The following is a 17,267-nucleotide window of genomic DNA, read 5'->3' as shown; positions in this document are numbered from 1 at the left end:
ATCTGATAAACCGAATTTTGCTATAGTGAATCCGGGAAAAAACGGATCAACGCGATCCGAAAATTGTTGATTTTATTTTCGTGGGATTGCCTGTGTATAAAAGCGTTCATGAAACACAGGTTTCATGCACTGTTTCATGTAATCACGACGTGATTTTCATGTAAATCGGATTGCATTGATATAACGGCACGTTATTCCGGTATTTTTTTCAGACGATGCTTATATCGAACGGGCATGAGATCGTTGAATACAGGGCTTCTGTGAGGACGTTAAAATTTTGTCTTTTCGTCGAATTTCAGATTTGCTTAAATTTGATTTTACAGTTTGGTGATTCACGAAGTATTTGCATTTCCTACTGAAAAAAATCCTGCAGGTTAGAATGCTTCAAATTTGTCTCATTCTCAAAATAAAATTTAGGCAATCTCTGTCGTCACAAAGAAAAGATCCATGAATTTTCTTTTCAAGGGATTTCAGGATGCCTTTTTTGATAAAATTTACAAATTCTGGTTATTTTGTTTCAGCCACCTGCAGGAATTTTGATCTCAATAAACCATATGATGCTATATTTACGAAGGGGACTTAGGAAATTAAATTTGAAGCACTATTTTTCATGAAAATTGTCAAACTGATCACACCTGAAAGATCGATGATATCATTATTTGGTTTATTGCGATCACTTTCGGATTGTTCTCAAAACAGTCATATCCCTCGAAACCGATACTAATAATCAAGGATGACAGACGGCCCGACACCTGCTATGAGACAGTTCTACGAAATGAAGTCGAAACACCCCGGCACAGTTCTTTTTTTCCAGATGGGTGATTTCTACGAGACTTTTGGAGAGGATGCCGAAGTCGTGTCGCGTGAACTGGATATTACACTGACTTCACGCGGCAGGGACAAGAACGGCGAAAAAATGCCGCTTGCAGGTGTTCCGATTCACGCGGGTGAATCGTATATCTCGCGCCTTGTAAAGAAGGGTTACAGGGTGGCAGTCTGCGATCAGATAGAGGACCCGAAAAAGGCCAAGGGCATCGTAAAACGTGACGTTGTCAGGATAATAACCCCGGGAACAATTATCGATTCGGGAATGATCGAGAATTCGGGCCCCAGTTACCTGATGTCAGTTATGCCGGGCAGGGACGGAGAAGACCTGGGATTTGCCTTCCTTGATATTTCCACGGGAGAGTTTTTTATCTCTGGGTCCGGCAATGGAGAAATGTTCTCGCAGATAAATTCGGAGATTGCACGCTACAGACCGTCGGAGTGCATTGTCCCGGAAAATTGTCCAAAGAAAATTTCTGATTATATCACGGGCAGAAACGTTCTTGTGACCGGGTATGATACACTTCATTTCGATATAGACACAGCAAGGAATTATCTGCTCGAAAAATTTGAGGTGAATTCTCTCGAAGGATACGGCTGCATGGGAATGGACCTGTCCGTATGCGCTGCGGGTGCATGCCTTTCATATGCGTGCGAAACGCAGAAATCGGATCTTTCCCACATCAGGGGCTTTTCAACCAGACTTCCTTCCGGGAGCATGGTTCTCGATGCAATCACTCTGAGGAACCTGGAGGTCCTGGAGAATATAAGAACACGGCAGGGTAAGAATTCACTTTACGATATCCTTGACGAGACTAAAACACCGATGGGGAGCAGGGTTCTGAGATCATGGCTCACGGCCCCGCTTGTAGACCGGGACAATATAAATTCAAGGCTCAATGCAGTAGAGTTCTTCTTCAATAACCTGTACATCCGTGAATCATTGCGATTTCTCCTGCACCGTTACGCGGATATTGAAAGAATCGCAGCGAGGATCTCCTACGGGAATGCAGGTCCGAGAGAACTCGTCACATTAAAGAATTCCCTTGCAAAAATTCCCGAGATCAGATCATTATTTTCGGAGGAAGGAGCAGTAACCCCTGAACTTATATCCTGTTCGCTCGGTTCGATTGAATCTCTCGACGAATGCGTTGAACTGATTGAGAGATCCATCGAGGACGAACCCCCCGTGCTGGCGAGAACCGGCGGTGTGATCAAGAAAGGCTACAATCATGATCTTGACGAACTCAGGGACTCGTCGGGTTCTGCAAAGGAGTGGATAGCCCAGTTCCAGCAGGACGAGAGGGACCGGACCGGGATTAAATCGCTGAAGGTCAGCTACAACAAAGTCTTCGGTTATTATATAGAAGTGACAAAGTCCAATCTCAAACTTGTTCCCCAGGAGTACCAGAGAAAACAGACCACTGCCAATGGGGAAAGGTTTACTCTTCCCCAACTGCAGGAGAAAGAGTCGCTTATCGTCAATGCGGAAGAGAGATTTATCGCACTCGAACAGGATTTGTATGACGGAATCCTGACTGAACTCAGGGAAAAAGTCGAAGAGATCCTTGAAACTGCAAAAATGATCGGCCGGCTTGATGTCCTGGCGGACTTTGCCCATCTGTCATCGAACTTCAATTACGTCCGTCCCGTGATCGAGGATTCGGCAAGACTCCTGATAAGCGACGGCCGGCACCCGGTTGTAGAGAGGAACCAGTCCTCCGGTTTTGTCCCGAACGATGCAGGGATCGATTCCTCGGACAACCAGATCCTGATAATAACCGGCGCCAACATGGCCGGAAAATCGACCTACATGCGTGAAGTGGCTCTTTTATGCATTATGGCCCAGGCAGGATGCTTCGTCCCTGCGTCAGGTGCCGTAATCGGAATTATCGACAGGATATTCACCCGTGTTGGTGCTTTCGACGATCTATCGAGCGGCCAGAGCACGTTCATGGTCGAGATGCTTGAGCTTGCGAACATACTCAACAATGTAACGGACAAAAGCCTTGTAATCCTCGACGAGATAGGGAGGGGAACAAGTACGCTTGACGGATATTCCATTGCATGCGCAGTTATAGAATACCTGCACGGGAGCGGGAGTTCCGGGCCGAGAACACTTTTTGCCACTCACTTCCATGAGATGGTGGACATCGAGGGAAAGATGAAGAGGGTGAAGAACTATCATTTTGCTGTAAAGGATACAGGATCTGATATAGTATTCCTCAGGAAACTGATCCCCGGTGCGAGCGACAAGAGCTATGGTATCCATGTGGCAAAACTTGCGGGAATTCCCAGGAAAGTGCTAAAGAGATCCGAGGAGATACTGCGGGAGGAGCAGGAGAAGGAGTACTGCACCGGGGGAAGAATCCAGCCGCGTTATACCCAGATGCTTCTCGTTGACCAGCCAACCGCCGTGGAACCGGCACTGGATGAGAATACGAAATCTCTCCTGAAGAAAGTAAAAGATCTGGATCCCGATTCGCTGACCCCGAGAGAGGCGCTTGCAGTAATATACCAGTTGAGAGAAGAAGCCGGAGGAAATAAAAAATGACCAGTCCTGAATCCCGTGAGTCCGGAAAGATACACATCCTGAGCAATGCAACGATCAACAAGATAGCGGCCGGCGAAGTAATCGAAAGGCCGGCCTCCGTTGTAAAGGAGCTGGTTGAAAATTCGCTCGATGCGGAAGCAACTTCAATAAAGGTTGAGATAACCTCCGACAACAACGGAATAGCAAAGATCAGGATATCCGACGACGGATACGGAATGGATGCCGATTCAGCCCTTATCTCGTTTTCGAGGCATGCAACAAGCAAAATCTCAAAAATATCCGATCTCTATGAGATCTCGACAATGGGCTTTCGCGGTGAGGCGCTTGCAAGTATAGCGGCCGTATCGAAGGTCACGATGATCACAAAACAAAGGACACTTGAACCGTCTCCGGGTACAAAGATCGTAATAGAGGGTGGTGACGTAGTCGAGCAGTCCCCTGTGAGCGCTCCGGACGGAACAAGCATCTTCGTTGAAAAACTGTTCTTCAATACGCCCGTCAGAAAAAAATTCCTGAAATCTGTAAAGACCGAATTCACCCATATATTCAGGGTCGTCGAAGAGGCATCGCTTGCCAACAGCGGCATCTCATTTCAGCTCCTGCATAACGGCAAAGTCAGCCTTTCTACAGGAAAATCCGGGTCGGTTCTCGATACTATCACGTATGTTTACGGAACCGAATACGCAAAGGAGATGATCCCGGTAAAGAGCCTTCAGACGTTCATGAAAGTCGACGGCTTCTGTGCACCTCCCTCCCTTGATGCTCCGAATTCCAGGAAGATCATCATATCCGTAAACAACCGGCCGGTTTATTCCCTTCCTCTCGTCCAGGCGGTGAAGAGGGCATACGGCACCCTTCTCCCGCGGGAGAGATACCCGGTATGTTTCCTGAATATCAGGATTGACAGGAAAGTCGTAGACGTAAACGTCCACCCGGCTAAAAAAGAAGTCCGTTTCTCAAGAGAGAAAGAGATAACAGAAGAGATTGTAGCTTCAGTCAGGGAGGCGCTGGACTCCAGGAACCTGCTGTTTTCGTATGGTGCGGGAAATAAAAACATCATCCGGAAAGTTTCCGTTGTCGACGATACCTCTCAGAAACCGTTATTTTGCGTATCGTCCGAAGATCCGGTTTATAATCCCTATTCGGGAAGGACAAACAAAATTAAGGAGAACAGATCCGACCATTCCCTGGCAGAATATTCTACTACCGATTCAAGGCTTCGTTCGTCCGCAGATGCCGCAGAATCTGAAGAGGATGACAGAAAACTTCCTTACATGAAGGTCATAGGGCAGGTCGACGATTCATATATAGTAACACAGATGCGGGGAAGCGACGAGGACGAAATGGTGATAATCGATCAGCATGCCGCCCACGAGAGGATAATGTATGAGATGGTCTGCGAGAAGAGGAACTCGGGCCACATCTCACAGGAGCTTCTCGTTCCTTCTGTGATCCCGTTTAAGCCGTCCGAGTCCGCAGCACTTTCAGAAAACCTTCAGCTTCTTGAGGAGGAGGGTTTCTTCCTCGAGGAGTTCGGGAAGGACACCTATGCTCTCAGGGCCGTCCCGGTAATTCTCGGGAAAAAAGCCGGTACCGAAACACTGAGAGATATCGTAAACGATCTGCTCGAAGGGGGCAGGGCGCAGTCTCTTGACATTCTGAAAGAAAAAATCTCCTCCACTATCGCATGCAAAGCTGCAATAAAAGCGGGAACTTCGTTATCCGTGGAGCAGATGGAGAGACTTGTCGATCAGCTGTCGAGAACGAAAAATCCGTATTCATGTCCTCACGGAAGGCCGACCATGATCTCTTTTTCGAAATCTCGGCTGGACTCTATGTTTAAAAGAAGTTAAAGGGTTATCCCTTTAATTTTGCCTGGACAATAAAGCCGGTTATGATGCTTACAATTCCAAGCACAAATAAGAATGCTCCGAGAACCATAACAAAGACATAATCCATAAGAAGCGGCATCAGGATAACGAAGAATCCGATTGCCAGCGCTATGATTCCTGTGATTATAAGAAGAACCCTGTACCATCCGCTCTCCTTCTCGGCTGTAAACCCGAGCCAGAGATCTCCGAAACCGGATATGAATGCCCATATGGCAATAAATACGGCTATCGTCAGCCACATAATCTCGATGTTCAGGAGAACAAGCAGTCCGATTATTATACCGATAATTCCGAGAATTACCAGCAGAGCTCTTGATTTTCCGCTTCCCTGTCCAACGCCTACAGCACCCTTGATGATTATCGAGATGCTGTATAATACTATCAGTGCACCGAGGAAGTACGAGATCAGGTTGAAAACCGCCGGTGCCCACACCATCAGAATTAAACCGAAAATTACCGCAATAAGGCCCTGAAGAAGGAAGATCCACCAGTTTACGGGAGAGAAACCATCTTCTTCCACTATAACTACGTCAGTCATAAATACCCTCCAACAACAAATACGGCATGATTATATTAATATTTACCCCTCTTAGAGCGATTTAAAGGAGTAAAGCCTTTGGTTCAGAGTCTGCACAGATCTCGTATGACCCTGAGAACGTACAACCTTTCATCCTCTACTTTTTTCTCTGCGACAATAAAAGAGAGAAATCCCAGGTCTGAAAAGATCTTCCTGACCTCGTCCGTCCCGGTAAGCGACGAGATGAGGATCAGGCATCTGCCCGTCTTTGACAGGACTGAACCGAGCTGTTCGGCGAATTTTTGAATCGTGGTTCTTCCGTCCTCGCCACCGTCAAGTGCGTACTCCAGCCAGTCGTCGATCCGTTCTTCGGCCTTTGTAGGCAGGTACGGCGGGTTGAAGATCACGAGATCGAATGTACCGCAGATTCCCGAAAACAGGTCCGTCCTTACAACCTCCACACCGTTTTTCTTTGCAGTGGTGCATGCATAGGGATTGATATCGGTTGCAATCACCTGCTCTGATCTTTCCCGGATTCCCGACGAAATGAATCCGCTGCCTGTTCCGATCTCTATTACCCGGTCCGTGGATTTGATCTCGTGCATGACTGCTTCAGACAGCAAAAATGTATCTTCTTCAGGCCGATAGACCTGCTCGTGGTAGAATAATTCAGTCATATCTGCCAGATCCGGCAATCACAGGGAAATTGCAGAATAATATTTTCATAAATATTCTTAAAACCTTTTGATTACTAAGTATTGTTAGAAAGATGCAGCTTAGGATAGGTAAAGCAGGGGGAAGGGACTTTAGTGTCGATGCCCAGGAGCTGGTAACCGGGAGGACGTGCATTATCGCACAGTCGGGGGCCGGGAAGAGCTGGAGTATTGCTGTATTATGTGAGAAGATGTGCGAAGCCGGGATCGGTTTCTGCCTGATCGATACCGAGGGTGAATACTATTCGCTGAAGGAAAAATTCGATAATATCTGGTGGGTTGGGGCGGAAGGAGCGGATTCAGAGTGCGAAGATATAGAGATGGACTACGATATCGAGAGGGTCAATCTCAAGCATCTTATGGAGAGAGCGGTCGCCGAGAGCCGCCCTGTAATCTTTGATGTCTCGGAGGTCGACATGATCCCACGGGTCACCCGTCTTGTAAATATACTCTATGACGTATCGACCGAGCAGAGAAAACCGTACTTACTGATAGTCGAAGAGGCCGACAAATTCATTCCCCAGTCCAAGGATTCGATAAAGAAGATAGAGGAGATATCCCGCCGTGGGAGAAAGAGAGGCCTGGGGCTTCTTGTGGCGACGCAACGGCCTGCAATAGTCACCAAGAACGTTCTTTCCCAGTGCAACAACCAGATCATCGGAAAACTATCCATTGAAAACGATCTTAAGGCCGTGGGTTTATTCTTCAGCTCCAAGCAGGAGGTTGAGGAGCTGACAACTCTTACACCCGGTGATTTCTTCGTGATGGGGACAGTCACCCATGAAAAGACGAAGATGAGATTCGGGAAGAGGCTTACGAAACACAGGGGCCTCACACCTCTTCTTGAGGAGAAAGAGATCACATCCGAAACTGTTCCTGAGGACGAACCCGAGGATGAAGTTTCATTCAAGCTGGACTCCGATGCGGCAATCGATGACGGTGCTAAAAAAGAGACTGGATCGGTTTCCCCTGCAGAGCCTGTTGACAATAAACCTCCGGAACAGAAGAACAAAAAGAGGAAGCCGAGAGCAAAGTCCTCGATCGATGCAAAGGGCGGTAAGAACTGCATCGTTCCGACCCTTTCAAGGGACGAGGTTCTTGATATCGCATATTCAAGACTAAAAAAACGCCGGTTTGGAATCGGAACGGATGAAAGACTGATTGCTGCCGAGTTATCCTTCAGGCCTGTTTATTTTGTTCTTGTCAGGTACATCAAGAGCAGGATCATCAGGAGCGGCTCGACCATTGAGAATTCTTTCTTTTTAGACGGGCTGACAGGCGACTGTGTCGATATTGCAGGAGGGATCACGTTCAGGCGGTGTTTCAGCGAGTACATTGGGCTTGATGAAGATTCCATCCTTGTTCTAGACGGCATGCCCCTGGCGGGTGAGACATCCGTAGAGATCGAGGCGAGAACGCGTTTTCCAAGAAAAGCCGTCGAGAAGGCGGTGGCATCCCTGCTTGAACGCAAACTTCTCACGAACGGTGAAGCTGTAGGGGAATCCGGCGAGATAAAATATGTCCCGCTTGTAAAAAGGAGGCTCCCCGCTCTTTCCACGAGGATTGTAAAGACGGATTTCAGGTTCGGCCTGCCCGAGGAGGGAGAGGTAATCGAAGAGACTGTTCAGAAGGATGATGTGAGGACAATTCTAAAGGCGATAGAGCCGACATCCGAGATCGTCGAATTCAAAACATTCTATTATCCCGTATACGAGATCAGGATCGCAGCCGATCATGAAGAGAAAACGGTCTCAATCGATGCCCTTACAGGAAAAGAGGTCCGTTGGATCTGAATTATTTTGTTGCAATATTTGAGATATTGGAAAAATCCTTCAGGGAAAGTTCCTCGGCTCTCTTTTTAAGCATTTCATCAGGAAGCATACTGACAATCCTTTCATATCTCTTTTCGCCTATCACCGACCTTGAGGATTTGAGCGATTTCTTCAGGGTCTTTCTCCTGTGTGAAAACAGCTCCCTTACAAGTATCGAGTAGAATTCCGGATCATCCACCGGGTATGTAAGTTCCTCTTTCATCGTAATTCTCACAACCATCGAATCGACGGCGGGAGGCGGGGAGAAGGCTTCTGGAGGCAGGTTGAGAAGAGGCATGACCTTTGCGTATGTCTGGACCATAACCGAGAGTCTTCCGCAGTTGCTGGTCCCCGGCAGTGCCATCATGCGGAGGGCGAACTCTTTCTGGTACATAAGTACCGCCTCCTTGAACCCGTGCTCGAGGAGCCTGAAGGTAATCTTCGACGATGCGGAGTATGGAAGATTTGCAATAACGATATCGAAATCGGGGTAATCACATCTGACTGCATCTTCGTTTAACAGATTCAGCCGGCCTGAATCGATCTCGTCCGCAAAACGCGATCCCAGGATCTCGATCATCTTCGGATCGATCTCGATAGCGATTACCTTCGCTCCTCTTTCAAGCAGCTCTTTTGTAAGCGCTCCTTTCCCCGGGCCGATCTCGAGGACAGTCTGATCTTTGATATCTGAAAAATGGGCAATTTTCCTGATCGCATCGGGATCGGTCAGGAAGTGCTGGTCATGAGGAGCACTCATTTTGAAGTGAAAAGATGATATTTTATGTTTGGATCTTCGATCTCTTCGACTATTCTTTTGATTATCATCTGCTCCGGGTGGGGAATGGTCTTGATTCTCTCGCTTATGTCGGCAAAATTCTCGAACGGTTTCTTGTTCCTCTCGTCGAGAATTTCCCACATGAGTTTCTTCCCGATCCCCGGGAGAAGATGGAGCATATGCTGCTTTGATGTAATCGGTACAGCCTTGTTGAAGAAATCTACATATTTCTGCTCGTTCTCCAGTACGATCTTTTCAATTGCGTACGGGAGTTCGAGCTTGGCTGTCTGGGTGAGGTCCTCGTATCCGATCCTGCGCTTTACACGTTCAATTTTATCTCTTTCCTTGTCACCGATATATACTGTCTCTTCAGTTTTTATCTCGGCATTCTTGGGAACCAGCTCCAGGAGTTTGTACTGATCTGTACCTACTGCCTGTACCAAAGGCTCTTTCTTGAACTGGGGCCGGCGTGCATCGCCGTGTCCCATAGGAAGATAATCTAAAACTACTGCATAAAGCTCTTTTTTATCTGAACGCATAAGAGGAACACCCCCAAAAAAAATTAAAAGTGCTGCTCGACAAGGTCCAGGATCTCATCGAGCTCCTCACCTGAAAGGGTGAAGCGCTCTTTTGCATAGATTGCCCTGAGTTCGTCTCTTGTTCTGGGCATTATGCTTGCGATCCTGAATGCAATGTCAGGCTTTATTTTTTCCAGCGAAAGGAGTTTCTCGACAAGTTCCCTGGATTTTTCCGCACTTGTCTTTGAGAGATGATTGGCATGCTCAATGCTTCTGCGAAGCTCGTATGACATTTCTTTGCCTGCACCGAGACGGTCCGCCTCGACCTTCAGCAGCATCTCCCTCGTTTCCTGAAGGGTTATCCTCTCTTCGCTATCTATTCCTTTTACTTTCATGCCAACCACTATGAATGATTACTGCTTTTGTGGTTTTAGATGTTGCGGTCTTGCGACTACAGTCTTTCTGGAATTGCCGTCGTTGATCTCAAGGACCCATGCGTGACCCTGCTTCCCGATAATTTCGCCGGTTCTTCCCTGGAACCTGCGGTGGGGCATGCCTTTCTGCACGCTGGAATCGATTACGATGTGTACCTTCTGGCCTTCCTCGAATTCCTGAATAATTGAAGTTACAGGAGCCATTCCTCTCTTTCTGAGTTCTTTCTTGTATTTATAGCGGGTCTTTTTTCTCTGACCAAAGTGATGTGCCATTTTGATTCTCTCCTTAATTTTGAATAATTTCGCCGGTTCTGGTTTCGGAAACAACGCTCTCGACCATTACAACATCCAGGCTTTTTACCCGGGCGGGGCGGTTGATTATCTCCGAAAGGCTCGGACTTGTCCGTCCTTCATCGCCAGATATCAGTTCCTTGATGTAGAGTCCGGCGTCTCCAAGCACTTCAATCCTGAAGCTGCCGTCCTCTACACCAGTACAGCTGATGTCGATGCACTGACGTTTTCTGACCTTGTCTGCCCTTCGGTGAGAAACCCTTTCCGGGGTGCGCTGATTAATTATAGCCCCACGGAGGCTGTTTAAGGCAGATTTGACTTCATCTGCCGAAAATTCGCCTTCTACTTCCACCAGAATGCTGTACTTTTTATGAGCTTTTCCCGATTTAAGGGTTTCCACCTCTTTGCGATCGCTTATGTGATCTATAGTTACGGAAACCCTTCCTCCGGCGCTTTCATTGATTGTTTTTTCAAGCTCTTCGGGATCGAACGATCTGATCGTCGGCTCGACTATCTCGATTACGAAAGGTCTGCCGGTACCGAGCATCCTTGCGTCGATATCTTCCCTGCCGGCCCCGTGCAGGACGGCATCTTTCGATTTGAAGACTTCTATTGCAGGTCTTCCGATAAGCTCCTCGACCGAGTCCGCATACATCTTGCCGGTGAAGTTGCACCTTTCGCATCCTTTGCCCCTGCACACCCTGCAATGCCAGCGTGTCTGGGGAATTCCTCTTTCGTACTTGCAGTACCTGCCGTAGATGTAGAGGGGATTGATCTCGATTTCAACCGTTCCTTCAGGGATATTGCATACTGCAACGACATCGGGCCTCTTGAAGTCGACCTGCTTACCGGTGATGCAGCTGACGATCTTTCCTGTCTCCCTGTTGAATTCGGCCTTCAGGGGTTCGGGCGATTCTAGTCCGAGATCGGTCCAGACCATCTCCTCGCTCTCTGCGGCAAGGGGAGGCACACGGCACCCGACGAGCATCGTTTCAAATTCGATCCCGGAAAGAGCGTCCGCGATCTTCTTCGCCCACTCTTCGGCAGTGTCAAAGATGTTGCTGCAGATCCAACATTTTTCAGTCTCCTGCAGGTAGGGGATATTCTTCTCAAGCGAGTATGCGATCCTGAGAGATCTTCCCCGCTCCTCGTTTCCGAGTCCGTGGGAGAGCTTTCCGAAGAACCTGCCCAGGCAGTGATCGCATACGGGTCCGTATTCGAGGATCTCGCCGACCTTCTCAAGTATGTCGCTCATTTTTCTCTCCTGTCGTGTTCATTGAGGATTACGATAACGGTATGATCCGCGTGCAGCACCTTCGGCCCGGCGGAGATCTTCGGGAGGTCCTTTATCAGACTCTCTTCTTCCTCTGAAAAATTCATGTGATCCGAGAGTATGTAGTTCTCCGGAATCTCCTCTACACTGCGGATGTCCGTTCCGTTTTCATCGAGAACTGAAAAGTCGATCTCATTCAGGAGTCTTTCCAGTCCGCCGTTCCTTATATATATGCCCTTTGTGGATTCGATGAACTCCTCTCCGCAGACAACCTGAAGCGCTTTTTTTATCAGCGAACCTGCACTCCTCTCGTCGGGATTGAGATAGCGAACTTCGTTTCCCTTGATGAGGATTGTCTTCGGGGGATTGGGTTCTCCGAGGAGGAGAAGATAGCATTCGACATCCCTCCGGAGATCGTGGGAGAGGAAGAAGCAGGAGTTGACGCACCTGCACAGGACATCCATCCTCCCTGCTCCACCCGGCATGTCGTTAAGGGAAAAACCGCCTTCGGTAACAGCCTTGTGGCCGATAATAAGAAATCTTTTCATCAGCCCTTACATCCCGCCGCCGAACTTCTTCATCATCCGCTGCATGTTGAATTTGCCGCCGCCCATCCCCTTAAATCCTTTAAGAGTGCGCTGCATCGTTTTATGGTACTTGAGGAGTTCCCTTACTTCTTCCTGGGAGACTCCTGCGCCCGTGGCAATCCTCTGGATTCTCGATGCATGAATAACGGAGGGATCGTCAAGCTCCTCGTTTGTCATGGAGTCCATGATTACCTTGTAGGCTTCCATCTTCTTTCCGGTGGTGTCGAAGGCATCCTCGGGGATCTCTATGTTTCCGAGCGGAAGCATCGACATGACCTGTTTTAAGGGCCCCATCTTCTTCAGGGATTCAAGCTGCTTGTACATGTCCCTGAGGGTGAACTTGCCCTTCATCATGGCGTTTACATCGACTTCTTCAGCGTTGATAGCCTCCTCTGCGCGTTCGATGAGGGACTTCAGGTCTCCCATCCCGAGGAGTCTTGAGATGAAACTGTCGGGATCGAAGCGTTCGAGATCGTCTATCGTCTCTCCGCTTCCGACAAACACGATACCTGATCCTGTTTCAGCTACGGCCGATAATGCACCGCCGCCCTTTGCAGTTCCGTCCATCTTCGTGATGATGACACCGTCGATGTTGATTGCATCGTGGAATCTTGCAGCCTGCTCGCGCGCCTGCTGACCGAGTGCCGCGTCGAGAACGAGCCACCTGTGCGACGCCTTCGAGAGATCGTTTATTTTGATAATCTCGTCGATGAGCTCGTCTTCGAGTGCGTGGCGGCCCTGCGTATCGATGATCAGGACCTCGGCGTTCTTGAGCTGCTTCATGCCGTTTTCGACGATCTTAACGGCATTGATCTCTCCCGGTTCGCCGTAGCAGGGGACGTTTACCTTGTCGCAGAGTGTCTTTAACTGGTCGTATGCACCGGGCCTGAAGACATCCGCACAGATAACACCGACTCTCAGCCCTTTCTTCTGGAAGTACCTGCTGAGTTTTCCTGTCGTGGTCGTCTTTCCGCTACCCTGGAGACCAGCCATGAGGATCGTCTGCGGACCGAGCGTTACCTCGATCTCCTCACCCATGAGATTTACGAGCTCCTGGTACACGATCCTTAAGACGTGTTCCCGGACGCTCATTCCCTTGGGTGGCTCTTCTTCGAGCGAGCGCTGCTTAATGGCCTTCGAGAGGTTCATTACAAGCTTGACGTTTACATCGGCCTGCAGGAGCACTCTCTGGAGATCCTTTACAAGCTCCTCTACCGCAGCCTTGTCGATGACTGTCTTTCCGGCAAGTTTCTTTAACGCATCCTTTAATCCCGAGCCCAGACGATCGAGCATAATTAATCCTCCTCCAGAAGTTCTTCAACCATTTTTTCAGGTTCGAACGGGACAATGTCGTCGTAGCCCTGCCCCATTCCTAGGAACATAAGCGGTTTGCCGATCGTATGTGCAATTGAAATCGCCGCACCGCCCTTTGTGTCCATGTCTGCTTTTGTAAGAACGACCACGTCGGTTCCCACAGCCGAGTTGAACTCTTCCGCACGTATCACCGCATCGTTGCCTGCGACTGCCTCGTCGACATATGCAACTATGTCGGGATTCATCACGCGGCGGATCTTTTCGAGCTGCTTCATCAGGTTCCCTTTATTGTGGAACCTTCCTGCGGTATCGGCAAGGACAACATCGATGTTGTGCGCCTTTGCGTAATTTACGGTGTCAAAAAGAACAGCTGAGGGATCTGCTCCCTCCTGGTGGCTGATAACCTTGACTCCTATTCGATCGGCGTGGGTCTTCATCTGCTGGTTGGCACCTGCACGAAATGTGTCGCCCGATCCGATAACAACCGAGTAGCCTTTGCTTTTCAGGTAGAAGGCGACCTTTGCAATCGTTGTCGTCTTCCCTGCGCCGTTGACGCCGGTGAAAAGAACCTTTACGGGCTTTTCATGCGAGTCTATGTAATCGGTAAGCAGAAAACCTTCCCCGAGGACTTCCAGGAGAGCGTCTTTGAGTGCATCTGTAACGAATTTCTCGGAACTGGTTCCGATCTTTCTTCTCTGTCCTGCGAGGTCATCCTTCATATGGCTGATTATAGCCTCGGTGGTGTCGAATGCGACATCGTTTTCAAGAAGAATAAGTTCAAGCTCTTCCAGGGGTTCCGAGATGTCCTTTTCAGTGATAAGGACTTCCCTCTCTGTAACAAGGACTTTGATCTTGCTGCCGAAACCTGCTTTTTTTTCAGGTTTTTTCTCAGTCTGGATCACGGGCTGATCTTTTTCTTCGGAAAGTTCGGGCTTCGGTTCCTCCGGCATTTCCGGTATACGGTTGTCGGCTTCCGAAAGCTGCGACTCTTTCTCTATCGCTTCGTCTATATTGGAACCGAATTTCTTCGAAACTCCCTTCAGCCTGTCCTTAAGAGATTTAAACATGGATAATCAGTTTCCTGACTGCGCCTGGTATTTTTTGTAGAGATCTTCCATTTTTTTGGCGACATCAGACGCCTGTTTGCGGATCTCGGTTATCGTTTCGGATACCTTCTTCTCAAGTGCCTCGAGTTCGATGATCCTGTCTTCAAGATAGCTGACTGATTCGTCGCTGGTCTTTTCGACAATGACATTCGAGCCGATATTTACAAAAACATTGTCGGGTTCGAGTGCTTTCACTTTCATGGACGCACCTCCCCCGATCTCAAGAAGCATCGTGTTGTCCGGTTGCGAGCCGATATTTTTTATCGTCTCTATCGCCGTCAGGGATTCGATTCGTCTTTGTTCCAGTATCTGCAGTTGTGCGGTGTAGGCTTCGGCCTGCTGCCCGAATTCATTGAGATACTGCTGGAGCATCTCAATCTCCCGGGGGTCGACATTATCCAAATTACTCACCATTAATAAGTTTGATACTGTCAATTTTGATATAATTTCTCTTTAATCTGTGTTTGCTCCCGAAAATATTATATGTGCTTTCGGTTGCCTGGATTTCGTTTGGAGCGGAGATCACTTTTGTAAAGGGCTGCCACTCCAGTCCGTTTTTAAAACTTCCTGTAACTTCAAAATTTTTCATGTCCATTTCAAACTACTCCGTTAAAATCCAAATACTTCTTCAATCCTTCCAAGTTCATAACCGCTCGTCGAGATGCCGGCAAGGTAGCTTTTGCTGTTTGCAAGGAGTCCGGTCCCTATGAGAGTACTGCCCATGTTGACCGTTCCGGTTCCGACAGGCAGTTCGGTAATCTCTTCGATCTCGGCTATTTCCGTTGCCGATGCTCCGGGATTGAGTATGACTCCTCTGTTTGTCGCGACTGCAGCCATTCCCACGGTAGGTATTTTGCCGATGTTCATCATAAGAACCGGGACTTCCAGGAACTCCGATATCTTTTCGGCAGTTCTCTCGGATATCTCCGGGTGTACTGCGGCAAAATGATCGTTTGCAAGGATGATGTTTCCCGCGGCGTTCATGGTCCGCTCGAGAAGCATTACCTTACTGTACTTTTTGAGAAGATTGATTTCTTCAGTCGATGCAAGACCGCTGACAATCATCCCGCTGCTGTTTCCCGCAAGGAGGGACCCGATTATCGAACAGCCCTGTATTGTGGTCTGAACAACTTCAACACCCAGTCTTTTCTCCACGGAACCTATGTACTCCTCGGTTGCGTCCAGAGGGACAAATGCAACGTCCTCAAATACACGGGTGTATACGCCTATATGCTCGTCGCCTGCGAAGCTGATCGTTTCAACCATTTCACTCTTCGGCAAGTTCAGCCTGAACCTGGCCGTCCTCGAATTTCATTGCACGGATGCGGATCTTTCTCGGTGGTTTTTCACATCCGTGTTCCCATATCTTTTCGTTGATGCTCTTGTCGATTTTGATGTCTTCGCTTTTCATGTGTTTTGCAAGGAATTCCCTGATCTCTTTGATTGCCCTGGGACTCCTCTTCCACCGCGGTGCTCTCTTGACATCACGAAGCGGTATGACATAGATCTGTTCCTTTAAGATATCTGCCATTTTTCATCACACCTTCAGTTTGCTTCTTCTCCAGTTGCGTCTCCTGGGATGGGATACAACATGCCTCTTCGTCTTAATCATTACCCATGCCGGCACGCGCCTGTTCTGTTCGCATGCCTTTGCAAGTCTTATTTTTCTCGCTTTGGTTACTTTACTCATTTTTACACACCCTTTAGCTCCGTAATGCCTTTCCGGTAACGAGTGACTGCTCATGGTGGCTGGGAAATATTTCGTAAGGATCGAGGCCTTGAACACTGAATGCTGTTCGGATTTCGTTTTCGTAATCCCCGTTCTCGATAGTACCCGTTTCACCGTATTCAACGGTGAAATGTTTACCTGCAAGGCGGTTTACTTCACGTCTTCCATATCCAAGCAGAGGCCGCACGAGGGCGCATTGATATTTAGCTTCGATGCTCTGCACTTCGGCGTAATCAAGCATAGGAACACGGTCATTCAGCCGCGTCCCGTCCCCTATAACATCGTATTCCCTTGAGAGGGAACAGATGGCGCTCCTGTGAACAAGGTTGATGGCAGAGTTCGGGAACCCGTCATTTACCATCATCTCCATTACTTTTTCAAGCAGTCCTTCGTCAAATACTCTTTTAATAAGCGGAAGTCCTAAAGCTTCAGCTGCCTTTTCGATACTAGGGATCTTTCTGTCGCCGTCGAATACGAACGTATTCAGTTCGGCTTCGTAATCCCTTGATATCATGAGGGCCGCAAGAGAACTGTCTTTTCCTCCGCTGAAGAGTATTCCGGCTTTCATAGTTTATGCTTACGAGTGATGTTAATCTCTCTTTTGTTCGGAATAAGCTGGTTTAAGATCGTCTTTAGCTGTTCGTCGCTGATTCGATCTCTTATACGGCCGCTCTGGGCAAGCATAATCAGCTGCTGCTCCACAGCCTGCGCGAATTCCGGTTTTGTCAGTTTGATGGTGTTTAAACGTTCCCGGGCTTCTGGCTCGAGGATCTTCATAAGCATCATATGCATCTGGGCTTCAGCCTGTTTCTGGCGGGCCATTTCTTCCTCCATTCCCTGCTGGTCCATCTGCTGCCTCTGAAGCTCCTGCATCTTTCTTCTGCGAATTTCCGCAAGTTCGTCGTCAACCATCTTTTTAACTCTCCTT

Annotated in this window: 20 protein-coding genes; 3 read left to right on the top strand and 17 right to left on the bottom strand. The window is 48.4% G+C overall.

Annotation, left to right across the window (positions count from 1 at the left end; all coding sequences use genetic code 11):
• The first annotated feature begins 733 nt into the window (after positions 1-733).
• Together mutS and mutL are read left to right on the top strand one after the other, a co-directional pair.
• Positions 734-3,379: a DNA mismatch repair protein MutS gene (gene mutS / locus MPET_RS09430; RefSeq protein ID WP_013329794.1), complete on the top strand. Its 2,646-nt coding sequence runs from the start codon at positions 734-736 to the stop codon at positions 3,377-3,379.
• A complete protein-coding gene (gene mutL / locus MPET_RS09425; protein ID WP_013329793.1) occupies positions 3,376-5,232 on the top strand; it encodes a DNA mismatch repair endonuclease MutL in 1,857 nt (618 codons plus the stop codon). The genes mutS and mutL overlap by 4 nt, the downstream gene beginning before the upstream one ends.
• Before the next feature lie 4 nt (positions 5,233-5,236).
• Here the strand turns inward: mutL and MPET_RS09420 are convergent, their stop codons facing one another.
• Entirely contained in the window at positions 5,237-5,809 is a 573-nt protein-coding gene (locus MPET_RS09420; protein WP_013329792.1) for an HdeD family acid-resistance protein, read from the bottom strand.
• A gap of 83 nt (positions 5,810-5,892) precedes the next feature.
• Complete coding sequence (locus MPET_RS09415) at positions 5,893-6,465, bottom strand: HemK2/MTQ2 family protein methyltransferase (RefSeq protein ID WP_013329791.1); 573 nt, start codon at positions 6,463-6,465, stop codon at positions 5,893-5,895.
• A 92-nt stretch (positions 6,466-6,557) separates the two neighbouring features.
• Here MPET_RS09415 and MPET_RS09410 point away from each other — a divergent pair, with 92 nt between their 5' ends.
• A complete protein-coding gene (locus MPET_RS09410; RefSeq protein WP_013329790.1) occupies positions 6,558-8,294 on the top strand; it encodes an ATP-binding protein in 1,737 nt (578 codons plus the stop codon).
• A gap of 1 nt (position 8,295) precedes the next feature.
• On the opposite strand, the gene rsmA is transcribed toward MPET_RS09410, so the two are convergent.
• From rsmA to MPET_RS09335, 15 genes are read right to left on the bottom strand one after another with little or no spacing between them, the layout of a single operon-like run.
• Positions 8,296-9,069 carry a 16S rRNA (adenine(1518)-N(6)/adenine(1519)-N(6))-dimethyltransferase RsmA gene (gene rsmA, locus MPET_RS09405; protein WP_013329789.1) on the bottom strand — a complete coding sequence of 258 codons (774 nt, stop codon included), beginning with the start codon at positions 9,067-9,069 and terminating at the stop codon, positions 8,296-8,298.
• Positions 9,066-9,626 (bottom strand): DUF655 domain-containing protein, encoded by a 561-nt coding sequence (locus tag MPET_RS09400; protein ID WP_013329788.1) that lies wholly within the window; start codon positions 9,624-9,626, stop codon positions 9,066-9,068. The genes rsmA and MPET_RS09400 overlap by 4 nt, the downstream gene beginning before the upstream one ends.
• A gap of 23 nt (positions 9,627-9,649) precedes the next feature.
• Positions 9,650-10,000 carry an RNA polymerase Rpb4 family protein gene (locus MPET_RS09395; protein ID WP_013329787.1) on the bottom strand — a complete coding sequence of 117 codons (351 nt, stop codon included), beginning with the start codon at positions 9,998-10,000 and terminating at the stop codon, positions 9,650-9,652.
• A gap of 18 nt (positions 10,001-10,018) precedes the next feature.
• On the bottom strand, positions 10,019-10,312 hold the full coding sequence (locus MPET_RS09390; RefSeq protein WP_013329786.1) for a 50S ribosomal protein L21e: 294 nt from the start codon (positions 10,310-10,312) through the stop codon (positions 10,019-10,021).
• Positions 10,313-10,325: 13 nt separating this feature from the next.
• Entirely contained in the window at positions 10,326-11,585 is a 1,260-nt protein-coding gene (locus tag MPET_RS09385; protein ID WP_013329785.1) for a tRNA pseudouridine(54/55) synthase Pus10, read from the bottom strand.
• The gene (gene trmY / locus MPET_RS09380) at positions 11,582-12,151 is read right to left on the bottom strand and encodes a tRNA (pseudouridine(54)-N(1))-methyltransferase TrmY (RefSeq protein ID WP_013329784.1); all 570 of its coding nucleotides are present in this window, start codon (positions 12,149-12,151) and stop codon (positions 11,582-11,584) included. The genes MPET_RS09385 and trmY overlap by 4 nt, the downstream gene beginning before the upstream one ends.
• Positions 12,152-12,157: 6 nt before the next feature.
• A complete protein-coding gene (locus MPET_RS09375) occupies positions 12,158-13,483 on the bottom strand; it encodes a signal recognition particle protein Srp54 (protein WP_013329783.1) in 1,326 nt (441 codons plus the stop codon).
• Between the two features lie 2 nt (positions 13,484-13,485).
• Entirely contained in the window at positions 13,486-14,571 is a 1,086-nt protein-coding gene (gene ftsY / locus MPET_RS09370) for a signal recognition particle-docking protein FtsY (protein ID WP_013329782.1), read from the bottom strand.
• Between the two features lie 6 nt (positions 14,572-14,577).
• Positions 14,578-15,024 (bottom strand): prefoldin subunit alpha, encoded by a 447-nt coding sequence (pfdA, locus tag MPET_RS09365; RefSeq protein WP_013329781.1) that lies wholly within the window; start codon positions 15,022-15,024, stop codon positions 14,578-14,580.
• On the bottom strand, positions 15,014-15,205 hold the full coding sequence (gene rpl18a / locus MPET_RS09360; protein WP_013329780.1) for a 50S ribosomal protein L18Ae: 192 nt from the start codon (positions 15,203-15,205) through the stop codon (positions 15,014-15,016). Before rpl18a ends, pfdA begins: the two co-directional genes overlap by 11 nt.
• 14 nt (positions 15,206-15,219) lie before the next feature.
• Positions 15,220-15,876, bottom strand: coding sequence for a translation initiation factor IF-6 (locus MPET_RS09355; protein ID WP_013329779.1), 657 nt, complete (start codon positions 15,874-15,876; stop codon positions 15,220-15,222).
• Between the two features lies 1 nt (position 15,877).
• Complete coding sequence (locus tag MPET_RS09350) at positions 15,878-16,141, bottom strand: 50S ribosomal protein L31e (protein ID WP_013329778.1); 264 nt, start codon at positions 16,139-16,141, stop codon at positions 15,878-15,880.
• A gap of 6 nt (positions 16,142-16,147) precedes the next feature.
• The gene (locus MPET_RS09345) at positions 16,148-16,300 is read right to left on the bottom strand and encodes a 50S ribosomal protein L39e (protein WP_013329777.1); all 153 of its coding nucleotides are present in this window, start codon (positions 16,298-16,300) and stop codon (positions 16,148-16,150) included.
• A gap of 13 nt (positions 16,301-16,313) precedes the next feature.
• Positions 16,314-16,907 carry an alpha hydrolase gene (locus tag MPET_RS09340; protein ID WP_013329776.1) on the bottom strand — a complete coding sequence of 198 codons (594 nt, stop codon included), beginning with the start codon at positions 16,905-16,907 and terminating at the stop codon, positions 16,314-16,316.
• A complete protein-coding gene (locus MPET_RS09335; RefSeq protein ID WP_013329775.1) occupies positions 16,904-17,251 on the bottom strand; it encodes a DNA-binding protein in 348 nt (115 codons plus the stop codon). The genes MPET_RS09340 and MPET_RS09335 overlap by 4 nt, the downstream gene beginning before the upstream one ends.
• Between the last annotated feature and the right edge of the window lie 16 nt (positions 17,252-17,267).

It is taken from the genome of Methanolacinia petrolearia DSM 11571 (assembly GCF_000147875.1).
In the GTDB taxonomy this organism is placed as follows: Archaea; Halobacteriota; Methanomicrobia; order Methanomicrobiales; family Methanomicrobiaceae; genus Methanolacinia; species Methanolacinia petrolearia.
This window is presented reverse-complemented; position numbering and strand designations above follow the sequence as displayed.